The sequence below is a fragment of the Akkermansia sp. N21169 genome, assembly GCF_029854675.1.
GTDB lineage: Bacteria > Verrucomicrobiota > Verrucomicrobiia > Verrucomicrobiales > Akkermansiaceae > Akkermansia.
Genome location: NZ_JARWNC010000029.1, coordinates 1 through 12,100, shown reverse-complemented (window position 1 = coordinate 12,100; position 12,100 = coordinate 1). Strand labels below are relative to the sequence as shown.

Here is a 12,100-nt window from a genome sequence, read left to right as displayed (position 1 = left end):
AAAATGTTATGGATGATAGCTCTTTTGGGAACGGCGATGGGATATTCCTCTCTGGCCGAGGATTTTATCAATCAGGACAAGGGGACTAAAAAGGCGCCTCTGGTTGTGGAAAAAGCCGACTACACAGGTTGGAAACTTGTCTGGAATGATGAATTTGACAAAGATGGCCGCCCGGATCCGAAAAAATGGAATTATGAGGAAGGCTTTGTGCGGAATGAGGAACCCCAGTGGTACCAGGCAAAAAATGCCTTTTGCAAGGGAGGGAACCTTGTCATAGAAGGAAGGAAGGAAAAAATCAATAACCCCAGATACAAAAAGGAGAGTAAAAGCTGGCATCTCAATCGCAAGCAGGCGGAGTATTCGTCCGCTTCCCTGACGACGAAAAAAAAGTTTGCCTGGCTTTACGGCAGATTCGAATGCAGGGGGAGGTTCCTGCCCGTGGAGGGAATGTGGCCTGCTTTTTGGACGGTGGGGATCACGGAACGATGGCCGAGCTGTGGCGAGATCGATATTATGGAATACTATCAGGGAACGTATCTGGCCAATTTGTGCTGGGCATCGGAGAGGAAGTCTATAGGACAATGGAGTACAACAAGGACACCTGTGGATCGCTTGAGGGAGAAGGATCCGCTGTGGGACAGTAAATTCCATGTTTTCCGCATGGACTGGAATAAGGATTCCATTTCTCTCTACGTAGATGACATTCTTTTGAACCGCACTATGTTAGACAAAACGAAGAATGCCTTGTTTGAGAAGCAGGAGAATCCCTTTCATCAGCCGCAGGCCATTATTTTGAATTTGGCCCTTGGCAAGGCGGGAGGCAAATTGGATAAGATCAAGTGGCCGGCGACTTTCGAAGTTGATTATGTCCGTGTTTATCAAAGGGTAGATGCGCCGGAGACGGGGACGATCGACCTGGAAGGAAAGATGCGGTAGGGAAGTTTTAGCGCATTCTCTTGTCATAGGCAAACCGACTGGTAAGAGCTATGCTATGATCGGCATTGTTCTTGCTCTTTGGTCAGGTGCGTCTTGTTGGGGGGCGTTTGTTCTTTTCTGGGATCAATAATGGTGTTGACTTCTCTTCTGAAATAAGTCCATAAATAAAACAACACAATGTTTTTTTACAGGACAATTTTCAAAGTGATATGCTTTTGTTTCGTGATGAGCTGTCTGGGGGCGGATCTTCCTGCCTCTGTCCAGTCTCTCGACGAAACGTACCGCCGTAAATGTCGGAATATCTGCGCAGACCTGACGAAAGCTCATTTGGCTGAATTGAAAAAGTTACAGGAGAAATGTCTGAATTCCTCCGACTTTGCAACGGCCAAGAAGGTCAAGGACTATTACGATTCGTTGACGAACGGTACATATGTGTGGGGGAATAGTGCGGAAAAGAATTTTTCTTACTTCATGGCTTCAGGTTGGGGAGGAGATTGGTCGCATACTCTAAATATGGACATGGTGATGGTTTCCCGCTCTCCGGACGGTTCCGTGGAAAAATTTCAGGTGGATCTAAAATCATCTGATTCCGAAGTCCTTGTGTTCAACAATGGTGATCGTCTTTGGTTCTACCTGGATGAGAATAACTTAATGCAAAGGTCTAAAGTGTTTTCATTGCCCATGTCTCGCATTGCTCCGTCGCGCAAGGGGGTGAATTGTGAAACTGAATTAGGGACAATACGCAGGCGCTTTGTGGATGAATGCTCCCGGAAGACAAAAGACCTTACAACGAATTACGTGGCCTACCTCGTCAAGCAAATCCCTGTTTTATTGGAAAAGGGTGCTAGTGCGGATGAACTTAAGGCACTGAATGATTATATTGGAGTTTTGGGGAATCGCCCGATTGCCAGGAAGGATACTTGTCCGTACGGCGAGTTGCTGGGAAACTGGAAGACGGAAAAGAATGATGAAAAGTGGACGTTTACCAAGGATGGAATTGAAGTCACAAGCCTCTATAATCCGACTCGCCCCAAGAAAAAGTGGATTCATGTATCCTCTTCTCCCGCTAGAAGGGTTCATCTATTCAAAGGGGAAGGGAACAGTAAAGAGAGTTTTTATGTGTCTCTGGCATTGGGAAAAATCTATCTGTTCCATCCGGATAGGCGGGGTTGGATGCCAGTCCTCGACAAGATGAACTAGTGGTTGTGGTGACGGGGGGGGCTCTGCGATTGATCAAGGTGGTTTGGCGGGAAAACAGGCTAGAAGGTGGATGCTTTTTCTTTTCGATGTGTCTTCCATTTACTTTCATGAAAGGGCAAATGATTTTTTTTGTTTCATAACTTATTCGAAATAAGTGTATAGATTTTCTTGATGAAATTTTTTCAGAGGAGAGTGAAAAAAATCTTCCATTAGAGTAACTGTAGGGTTTTTGATAGAGTTAAAGTCCGGTCGGATACAGGGCGGGTTCCGCCTTGGGTGACTGGTTCTTATCAATCTCCAAATTCAGAAAGACCATGGATTGTTTTAATATGTACGTACTGACGAGAGTTCTTTTCGAAGCAGGTCGTTTGAACTGTCTTCATGACCAACCTTTAATTTTAACCTATTGATTTGATGATGAAAAATATTTTGATTATTTCGGCTAGCCCCCGCAAAGGAGGTAATTCCGATCTTCTTTGCGATGCCTTCATGCAGGGGGCTCTTGATGCCGGGCACCGGGTGGAGAAAGTGCGCCTCTCTGACAAAAAAATCAACTACTGCCGTGGTTGTGGCGTATGCAACGATACCCATGTCTGCATGCAGAAGGACGACATGGCAGAGATGCTGGAAAAACTCTTGAAGGCTGATGTCATCGTTCTGGGGACGCCTGTTTATTTCTATACTCTGAATGCCCAGATGAAAACCTTCATCGACCGCACGGTTCCCCGTTATCTGGATATCCGGGACAAGGAATTTTATTTTATTCTGGCAGCCGCAGACGATAATCGCGAGGCCATGTTGCGAACTGTAGAATGCTTCCGTGGATTTCTGGATTGTCTGGAAGGAGCCGTCGAACGAGGTGTTGTCTATGGTATCGGTGCCTGGAAAGTTGGCGACATCAAGGGATCTCCTGCCTTGGAGGAGGCTAAGTCCATGGGGATGGGGGCCTGAATTGATCGGATCAATGATGGAGGGCGCCCCGGTCTTCCGTGTTAAGCAATTCATTCATAGAATATCGACATATGAAAAAGAGAACATTCCTCGGTTTATGCGTTTCCTCTCTTCTGGCAACCCTTGTCGGTCAGGGACAGGAACGATCACAACTCCGGACTCCGGTGTCAGTTGAATCATCCCGGATTCTGATTGCCTACTATTCCTGGGGTGGAAATACCCGCTTTGTTGCGGAACAGATTCGGAAAGAAACAGGAGGTACCCTGTTCGAGATTAAGCCGGCGGAGGCTTATCCCCAAGACTACAATGCTTGTACCCAGGTGGCCAAACAGCAGATCAAGGATGGATTCCGTCCCGATTTGGCGACGAAAGTAGACAATATCGGACAGTACGACGTTATCTTTATCGGTTCTCCCAATTGGTGGAGCAATATTGCTCCTCCGGTTGCTTCTTTTGCCGCCGGATATGACCTCGCCGGGAAAACTGTGATTCCGTTCGTGACGCATGGCGGCGGTGGTTTGGCTCATTGTGAGGAAAACTTACGGAAACTTTGTCCGGGCTCGGTATTTCTTAAGAGCGGAGTTTTTGCCGGGAAGGGCATTCGCAGCTACCGGGCAGCCATTGCCAAGTGGATTCAAGAATCAGTTACCATCAAAGAATAACCCGATTGCTGAAGAACCGTGTTTTGCCGGGGAGGCCATCTATTTTTCATATAAGTGTGCTTTTCCGTCGTTTGCTTTCGGGGGGGGCCGTGGGGATCTCTCGTAGCGGATAGGGAATACGCCTCCGCAATCAATTTTGTCAGTAAAGTACTGAAAGGTGATAGGAGAAAGGGGGAAAAGGGATGGGTTTTTGTTGTTGCCTGTCTCTTTTCTCCCTTCAACGATTGAGTCAACTGTTGTTTTAATCGTTCGGTTTGATATGGGGCTCTTCCTGAGGAATGTGATTGAGAGGATTGCAGACGTCGTTCTCCCGGTTTTCAAGAAGTTCTTTGTAGTAACGCTTCTTGTATTTTAGGACTTCCATTTGCTTGTTCAGCATGCGGATTTGGGTTCGGAGGTTTTTTTCCTGACGGGAGATGATTTCCGCCCGTTCCATAATTGTCGAATCTCCTTCCAGGCAGAGGTTGATGTAGCGTTTTACTCCTTCAATTGGAAGTCCGGTCATGCGCAGGCAGTGGACCAGGCGCAACCAGTTTAGATTGTATTCCGAGAACAGGCGAGCGTTGCTCCCGCTACGATCCACTCCGGGAATGAGGCCTGCATTTTCATAATATCGAACCGTGTAGGTGGATAGTTCCACCATGTCGGCGACTTGTTTGACGGTATAGCAGGGAGTTTGGTCGTAGGAGTTGGGGAAGGTTCCTTCCTTGCGTTGGCTTTCTATCATATGGGCTGGGTTATTCTTACTGTAACTTTAATAATCCATGGGAAGGAGAGTCTCAAACCATTTGTTGACATTCTGTCTGTCTGGAAGACAGACACCGATTTGAACATCCTCGACTGGGGGATGGTCTCAGTGTGTGAAATGCAGATTGGAATCAAAAGCGTTGGAGGTACTTCGGACGCAAGTGATGGCCTCCGCATTCTGGAAGATCGTGTTTGGCCCGGAGAAAGGGCTTGCGAGAAGTTCTTGCGGAACACGAATCTCATTGAGTACAAATTATGACAACAGAACTAGAAAATATACCGGAGGGGTCGGCTTTGTCTCTGGCCGGATTAGTCTCCTATTCTCCCGGGGAGATCGTTAGCAAGACCTTGACGAAGCATGAAATCGTTCGGCTTATTCTGTTTGCTTTCAGTAAAGGGGAGGGCGTGAGTACGCATTCGTCCATTGGCGATGAACTGATCCAGGTGCTTGATGGAGTGGCCCGAATTACTTTGAACGGCGCGGATTCCATCCTCCGTGAGGGTGAGGCTATCGTTCTACCTGCGGGGCTTCCTCATTCCGTTTATGCCGTTGAAGATTTCAAAATGCTCCTGACGGTTGCCTTTCCTCCGGAAGATTAAAAGCGTTGGAGGGGGTATTTGTTTATCCTTTCCAATACCACCATTTGAGTTTTTCCGGATCAGGATTTTCCGTCGAAGCAAAATAAACGGCACAACGATATACATAAAGCTGGCAGCGGTCGATACGGATTCCCCGCATGGCGCATTCGCGTTCGTAAAGCTCCTCGGGATCGGCGTTCTTGAGGGATGCGATGGTTGTGAATCCCAGCATGATGAGATCTTTTTCCGTTTCTTTGCCGACGCCTGGAATATTGCGTAATTCACCCATGGTAAGTATGTGTTGATGTCGTCGTTTTGCTCCATTTGGGGCGGAAGTGCCCGGTGATGGAAAAGGAGAACAGGCAGTTTTCCTCCTGAGTGCCGGCGCCGATGTTGTGGATGATGAGCGGAATTCCCTCAGGTGATTTCCTGTCGGAGACAATGCCGATATGCGGAAGATTGCCCGGGAGCAACCAAGTTACGACATCGCCGGGGTGGTAGCGACCGGGATCCTGTTTGCCGGAGGATTTTGGGGAAAGGGGAATGGCCCAGCCGCGGCGGTACATGAACGTACGGAGGTTGGGGACGCGACGATGGTCAATATTTTTGTCCGTGGATTTTAGTCCCCATAGTTTAGGGTATTGGGAAAAATTTCTGGACATGTCTTCGTGGACTTCCTTTTGCAGGTCGAATCCGAGCCGGCGCATGGCACGGATAACGACATCGGTACAAACCCCGGTCGATTGCGGAACGTCGCCATTGGGGTAGGAGATGGAGCGGTATTCCGGATCGTACGAGACTGTGACGCCGATTTGGGATCTCGCGCTTGTCACGAGGAACAAAGCCGGTTCCGGAGGTGTCCCGGAAACGGTGCCAACCATGAACAGGAGGATAGCGAAAAACCAGGCTGAACAAGAAATTCTCATGATTATTCATAGATTATTTCAGGCTACGGGGAAAGAAGAAATTCCATGGCTCTATCTCGTGATTGATTGTGGGCAATGAGGATATAACAGGAAATAGAAAGTTGGGTGCGTGTATCTTTTCCGTTGTTGCCTGTTGTTTGAGGATCTGTGCCGGTATTTTGTTTTCGCACGAACAGCATTGAAGGGCCTGCATGGAGCCGGAGCGTGAGAGAGCAATCGTGGAATATTTGAGGAAAGCCGTGGATGTCTGGGCGGGGAAATGACGGAGAAAACATAGTCCGGTTTTGAAGGTATGGACATCTTTCTGCTGGCTTTCAGGGGTAATTGCCAGTATGCCATGGCGTATGGCAATTGAATCCTATCAGGGGAAGACTCCGGTCATTGACGCAACGGCATACATAGCCGCTAGCGCAGATCTGATCGGACAGGTAAATATCGAAGAAAACGCGAGTATCTGGTACAATGTAACGCTACGGGGGGATATCAACAATATTTCCGTGGGTAAGTGTTCCAATATTCAGGATAATAGTTGCCTCCACGTGGCTGATAACTATGGCTGTATCGTGGGTGATTACGTGACTGTTGGTCATGGCGCCATTCTGCATGCCTGTACAATCAAAAATGACGTCCTGATCGGAATGGGAGCCATTGTCCTTGATGGTGCCGTAGTCGGAGAGGGTTCCGTCGTTGGAGCGCAGGCGCTGGTAACGAAGGGAACGGTGATTCCTCCCAATTCCCTGGTTCTTGGATCTCCGGCCAAAGTGGTCAAGGATCTCGGCCCGGAATCCCAGGTAAAAAACCATGCCTGGGCTGAAAAATACGTTCGCGTTTCACGTGGATATATGAATTCATAACTTGTTGATGGCGTGAATCTTTTTTCCGCCTCATCTTTTTCCTATGCCGGATCCCGGAACATTCTCTATTCCTGTCCGCGTCGTTGCCTTGTTGCCGACTCCGGCCGGCTGTGCTACATTTTTTGCTCCAGTGGATGGAGAGGGGAAAACAGTCGTTATTTTTATTGATTCAGCTGTTGGCGCCTTCATCAATCTCCATCTGTCCGGACAGGTTATTCCCCGCCCGATGACCCACCACTTGATGCGGGATATGATGAAGGGCATGGGGATTCGCTTGCGTGGTTCCTGTATCGTTCGTAGCGAAAAAGGGATCTATTACTGTCGCATGATTGTTGAAATGGAGAATGAAATCTCCGAAAGAAAGGTGTTGGAGTTGGATTCCAGACCGGGAGATGCCCTAGCTATGTCTTTGCTTGAGGGATGTCCGTTTACAATCCGTTCCGATATTTGGTCGGACATGGAGGACGTCACGGATAAATTGCAGGAAATCCGGAAATCCTCCCCTGATGGCGAGGGCCCCGATTTCTTTTGACGGGCGTATTTTTGGATTTCGAAAATAATTGTCTATGAGAGTTTAGGGAGACAGGAATTATCCTTGTCAAACTAGTGGGAGCATGATCTAATCTCCGCGAAAACATTCCCCGGGAGTCATTCAGGAGGGTGGGTCAATGACCCGCTCTTTTTTGTCTCCCTCATTAACAATCAGCATTTCACGCACATGACGAACGATATTACCGCCTTGGTTGACTACTACGAGAGAGAAAAAGGTCTTTCCCGAGACAGAATCCTGACGGCTCTTGCCTCCGCGTTCCTTTCCGCGTACAAGAAAATGGTCCCCGGTGCCAATTCGATTGAGCATCTACGCGCAGAAATCAACACGAACAAGGGTAAGGTGCGTATTGTCGCGGCTTTGGAAGTCGTGCCGGAAGACGAATACAAGGACAAGTTTAATCAGATTCCCGTCAACATGGCTGTCCGCTTGAATGCCGAAGCTGCTATAGGGGATATCATTGACGTGAACGTGACTCCGAAGGATTTTGGCCGTATCGCTGTCCAAACTGCTCGGCAGACAATGATGCAAAAACTTTTGGATGCTGAAAAGGAAATGCTTTACGATGAATTCAAGGATCGTGCCGGTGACTTGGTGACAGGTACCGTCCGCCGTTTTGAAAAAGGCGATATCTACATTGATCTGGGCAAGTTCGAAGGTGTGATGCCCTCCCGGGAGCGGGTTTCGACGGAAGAATATTCCGTCGGTGACCGGATGCGTTTCTACGTCGTTGAAGTGCGTGTGGAAGGCCGTGGACCGGAAGTAATTCTTTCCCGCAGCCATCCGAATCTTGTCCGCCGCCTGTTTGAAGCGGAAGTCGTGGAAATTGCCGATCACACGGTAGAGATCCGCGGCATCGCCCGCGAAGCCGGGTACCGTACCAAAGTGGCCGTTTTCAGCAATGATTCCAAGGTGGACCCTGTTGGCGCCTGCGTTGGTCTGCGTGGTGCAAGAGTTAAAAATATCGTCCGCGAACTCAATAACGAGAAGGTGGACATCCTCGAATGGACGGAAGATCCCACCGAGTTCGTGCGTAGTGCGTTGACTCCGGTGGAACCCCGTGAAATTACCGCGAACTCCGATACGAAGACGGTTCTAGTCATTGTCAATGACGATAGGGACCTTTCTAAGGCCATTGGACGTCGCGGACAAAACGCGCGTTTGACATCCCGTCTGATGAACTGGGATGTTCAAGTCCGCGTGTATGATCCTCAGGCCGGTGTTGCCAAGCAATTGGCAGAAGCAGCCAAGGCCCTGAGTAAACAGCTCGGCATTGCCGAGGAACTCGCATACGGTCTTGCCTCCATGGGTGGTACGACGGTTGCCGCCCTCGTTGACTTCGAGGCTGCCGATATCGCCGACAACCTTGACATTTCCATGGAAGAAGCGGAAGCCGTTATGGGAAAAGTCCACGACGTAGCGAACCAGTAAACTCTGCCGGAGAGGACAACCTCACCGGCATTTCCAAGAAAAAATTTTATATCTATGCCCGGTCAAAAAGATAATCGCGAGTCAGAAAAAGAAGTGCTTGATCTCATCGGTTCCAAGCCGAAGAGACCTCGCAAGAAACAGCAGGTTGAACCTGCAGCGGCCGGCGAGACGCCGGTTCCCGCCACGGATACTCCAGTCAAACAAGAAAAGAAGCAGGCTCTCGATCTCCTTTCGGGTAAAAAGAAGTCCCGTCCTCAGCCAGAGACTCCTGCCGAGCCTGTTGCCGAATCTCCCGAAGTTGATTCGCCCCTTCCCTCTGCCGATAGTAACCCCGGTGTCGTAGAACCGGGGGGTGTCATTAACCTTAAACCCCCGGTTTCCGTTTCGGATCTGGCTGCTATGATGGGAATTAAACCTTTTCGCTTGATCAAGGACTTGATGGGCTTGGGTATTTTCGGCAATCCCTCAACCGTAATTGATGCGGAAGTCGTTGGTAAACTGTGTGATATCCATGGATTCGTCTTCGAACGCGAAAAACGCGAAAAAGGCGGCGGAGTCAAACCTCTGCCGGAAGTTCCCAAAGAACCCGATCCCGTCCCGGTTGTCGAAGAACCCAAGGAAGTTCTGAAAATCCGGACGCCTATCATTACTGTCATGGGGCATGTTGACCATGGCAAGACATCCTTGTTGGATTACATCCGCCGTTCCCGTGTGGCCAAAGGGGAAGCGGGTGGCATTACCCAGCACATCGGTGCCTATTCCGTAGATCACGGAGGCCAGTTGTTGACATTTATCGATACTCCGGGGCACGCTATTTTCACTGAAATGCGTGCCCGCGGAGCGGATGTGACGGATATTGTCGTGCTGGTCGTGGCTGCCAATGACGGCATTATGCCCCAAACACGCGAGGCCATCGCCCACGCTAAAGCTGCGAAAAAGACGGTGATCGTCGCCATCAACAAGTGCGATTTGCCGGCAGCAGATCCCATGAAGACCAAGACCGGTCTGATGGAAGAAGGCTTGGTGCCGACCGATTTCGGTGGCGATATTGAATGCGTGGAAGTATCCGCTTTGACGGGTGCAGGCATTCCCGATCTGCTTGATCTGCTTGTGTTGCAGGCTGAAGTATTGGAGTTGAAAGCTAACCCGAAGGCTAATTGCCGGGCTTCTATCATCGAAGCCCGTGTGGAACAAGGGCGTGGCAGCTCTGCGACGGCTATTGTCGAAAGCGGAACCATCAAGGTAGGCATGCCTTTCATTTGCGGCCCCTTTGCAGGCAAAGTCCGCTCACTCAACAGCGACAGCGGCAAGAAAATCAAATCTGCCGGTCCCGGAACACCGGTGGAGATTATCGGTTTTGCCGAAACTCCGAATGTCGGCGATGAACTTGTTGAAATGGAGAATGAACGTGCTGCCAAGAAGTTGGCTGAAGAACGCCAGCTTGATCTCCGCGCAACTCGTTTGAATGCACCTAGGAAGTCTCGCATGGAAGACATCCGTGCTCTCATGGGCGATGGCTCCCAGAAAGTTCAGCTCAAGCTCTTGCTCAAAGCGGACGTCCAAGGCTCAGTCGAAGCTATTAGAAAGGCTATCGAAGACATTAAGTCCGAGAAGGTGGAGTGCCATTTCATCCAAACGGCTGCCGGTCCCATTTCCGAATCCGACATTCTGCTGGCGTCCTCTTCCGATGCCGTCGTTCTTGGTTTCAATGTGAAGGTGGAATCCAATGCCGTTCGCATGGTGAAACGCGAAGGTGTGCAGGTGAAGCTCTACTCCATTGTGTACGAACTCATCGACCAGGTGCGTGATACCATGCTCGGTCTTCTTGAGCCGGAAACCCGCGAAACGATCATCGGCCATGCCGACGTCAAGCAGGTCTTCAAGCTCAATAAAGGGCGTGCTGCCGGCTGTATGGTTTCCGACGGCAAAGTGCAGAGGACATGCGAAGCTCGCGTGCTCCGAGATGGTCAGGCAATCTTCGACGGCAAGATGTCGACGCTCCGCCGCTTCCAGGATGAAGTGGACGAAGTCAAGGCTGGCCTCGAATGCGGTATTCGCCTCGGCGACTTCAACGAATACGAAGAAGGCGATGTGATCGAATGCTATACTTTGGAAAAAATTAAACAGACTCTCTAATAGGATTGTCTATTCCACATGAGTACACGCAGACTGGATAAGGTAAATGAATTGATGCGCCGTGAAATAAGCACGGTTATTCAACGCGACTTCGAGTTTCCGGATACGATCGTGACCGTTGCCGGAGTGGAAATCACGGAGGATCTTAAGGAAGGCAAGGTCTGGATCGGCGTCGTTGGACGCATGCATCCCGACCAGGTTCTGGAGAAACTCAATGCCCGTCACGGCATGGTCCAGTCTCTCGTTTCCAAGCGGGTGGTGCTCCGCAATACACCGCGGCTTGTATTCCGACTGGACGATTCCGCGCAACGCGGCGTGGATATGGTGAACCTCCTTGAGGATATCGACAAGAACCTTCCGAAGGCACCTCCCGCTCCTGAAGGAGAAGAATAAGCGAGTTCCTCGTAACGCAAACGCAGAAACTTAGCCCCGCCCGAAGGAATCTCTTCGAGCGGGGTTTTCTTTTGTTTCTACTAGGGTAAAATCATGTAACCTTTCAAACATGGTATTCGTTGTACTAGTGAACTAACCAACATTCAAAACAATGAACAACGATTCTATGAATAAGCAGGAACTGAACGAAGAAGAACTAGATACGGTAGCTGGAGGGATTTGGGAAATTTATCATGAATCTACAGAAATAAAACCTGGCAGCTTCGTCCAAAAAAAAGGTAATTTTACGTTCAAGACTCGGGAACAAGCGGAACAGATGTTTGCCAAGATGGACCAGAAACGTCCGGGATATTATCAAATAAGAGAAATCAAGAGATAATCTCACCAGGACGGCAAATCATTCATCAGTCGTCAGCTCTTCGGAACTGGCGACTGATTGTGTATTTCCTGAGGAAATGATTTTGTTTCTCGAGAAAATTCTGATTTGTCGGTTTTCTCATGTCGGCTGTTAGGTATTGATTGGAACGAAAAAGAGTCAACTATAATTCAGAAATAGACAAATGGGGGCTACTCGCCCCCAATCCCCCCGGCAGCGTGCGACGCTGCATCCGGGGGAATTATTTTTTTCGTTAAGCTATTGAGATAAATGATTAGAGAATGACAGCAGGCAATAAGTGCACACTTTCGTGTTTTTCCCACAGAGAGAAAATGTTTGTACTTCGCCTGCAAGATTTC

General features: G+C 49.3%; 14 protein-coding genes. 11 read left to right on the top strand and 3 right to left on the bottom strand.

Annotation, left to right across the window (positions count from 1 at the left end):
* Positions 1-3: 3 nt before the first annotated feature.
* The 4 genes from QET40_RS02480 (at position 4) to QET40_RS02465 (ending at position 3,749) form a co-directional block, all read left to right on the top strand.
* Positions 4-936 (top strand): glycoside hydrolase family 16 protein, encoded by a 933-nt coding sequence (locus QET40_RS02480; protein ID WP_280125593.1) that lies wholly within the window; start codon positions 4-6, stop codon positions 934-936.
* Positions 937-1,158: 222 nt separating this feature from the next.
* On the top strand, positions 1,159-2,136 hold the full coding sequence (locus QET40_RS02475) for a hypothetical protein (RefSeq protein ID WP_280125592.1): 978 nt from the start codon (positions 1,159-1,161) through the stop codon (positions 2,134-2,136).
* Positions 2,137-2,550: 414 nt separating this feature from the next.
* Positions 2,551-3,087: a flavodoxin family protein gene (locus QET40_RS02470; protein ID WP_280125591.1), complete on the top strand. Its 537-nt coding sequence runs from the start codon at positions 2,551-2,553 to the stop codon at positions 3,085-3,087.
* Positions 3,088-3,158: 71 nt separating this feature from the next.
* Complete coding sequence (locus tag QET40_RS02465) at positions 3,159-3,749, top strand: flavodoxin (RefSeq protein WP_280125590.1); 591 nt, start codon at positions 3,159-3,161, stop codon at positions 3,747-3,749.
* A gap of 241 nt (positions 3,750-3,990) precedes the next feature.
* On the opposite strand, the gene QET40_RS02460 is transcribed toward QET40_RS02465, so the two are convergent.
* Positions 3,991-4,476 carry a MerR family transcriptional regulator gene (locus QET40_RS02460; protein WP_280125589.1) on the bottom strand — a complete coding sequence of 162 codons (486 nt, stop codon included), beginning with the start codon at positions 4,474-4,476 and terminating at the stop codon, positions 3,991-3,993.
* A gap of 275 nt (positions 4,477-4,751) precedes the next feature.
* Here QET40_RS02460 and QET40_RS02455 point away from each other — a divergent pair, with 275 nt between their 5' ends.
* On the top strand, positions 4,752-5,096 hold the full coding sequence (locus QET40_RS02455) for a cupin domain-containing protein (RefSeq protein ID WP_280125588.1): 345 nt from the start codon (positions 4,752-4,754) through the stop codon (positions 5,094-5,096).
* Between the two features lie 22 nt (positions 5,097-5,118).
* On the opposite strand, the gene QET40_RS02450 is transcribed toward QET40_RS02455, so the two are convergent.
* Positions 5,119-5,364 carry a helix-hairpin-helix domain-containing protein gene (locus QET40_RS02450; protein ID WP_280125587.1) on the bottom strand — a complete coding sequence of 82 codons (246 nt, stop codon included), beginning with the start codon at positions 5,362-5,364 and terminating at the stop codon, positions 5,119-5,121.
* Positions 5,357-5,956, bottom strand: coding sequence for a DUF1287 domain-containing protein (locus QET40_RS02445; protein WP_345783045.1), 600 nt, complete (start codon positions 5,954-5,956; stop codon positions 5,357-5,359). Before QET40_RS02445 ends, QET40_RS02450 begins: the two co-directional genes overlap by 8 nt.
* A gap of 389 nt (positions 5,957-6,345) precedes the next feature.
* On the opposite strand from QET40_RS02445, the gene QET40_RS02440 reads away from it, so the two are divergent.
* From QET40_RS02440 to QET40_RS02415, 6 genes are all read left to right on the top strand, one after another.
* Positions 6,346-6,855: a gamma carbonic anhydrase family protein gene (locus QET40_RS02440; RefSeq protein WP_280125585.1), complete on the top strand. Its 510-nt coding sequence runs from the start codon at positions 6,346-6,348 to the stop codon at positions 6,853-6,855.
* Between the two features lie 43 nt (positions 6,856-6,898).
* On the top strand, positions 6,899-7,387 hold the full coding sequence (locus QET40_RS02435) for a bifunctional nuclease domain-containing protein (protein WP_280125584.1): 489 nt from the start codon (positions 6,899-6,901) through the stop codon (positions 7,385-7,387).
* 186 nt (positions 7,388-7,573) lie between these two features.
* Positions 7,574-8,836 (top strand): transcription termination factor NusA, encoded by a 1,263-nt coding sequence (gene nusA, locus QET40_RS02430; RefSeq protein WP_280125583.1) that lies wholly within the window; start codon positions 7,574-7,576, stop codon positions 8,834-8,836.
* Between the two features lie 54 nt (positions 8,837-8,890).
* Complete coding sequence (infB, locus tag QET40_RS02425; protein WP_280125582.1) at positions 8,891-10,972, top strand: translation initiation factor IF-2; 2,082 nt, start codon at positions 8,891-8,893, stop codon at positions 10,970-10,972.
* 18 nt (positions 10,973-10,990) lie between these two features.
* Positions 10,991-11,365, top strand: coding sequence for a 30S ribosome-binding factor RbfA (gene rbfA, locus QET40_RS02420; RefSeq protein WP_280125581.1), 375 nt, complete (start codon positions 10,991-10,993; stop codon positions 11,363-11,365).
* Between the two features lie 151 nt (positions 11,366-11,516).
* Complete coding sequence (locus QET40_RS02415; RefSeq protein WP_280125580.1) at positions 11,517-11,744, top strand: hypothetical protein; 228 nt, start codon at positions 11,517-11,519, stop codon at positions 11,742-11,744.
* The last annotated feature ends 356 nt before the right edge of the window (positions 11,745-12,100 follow it).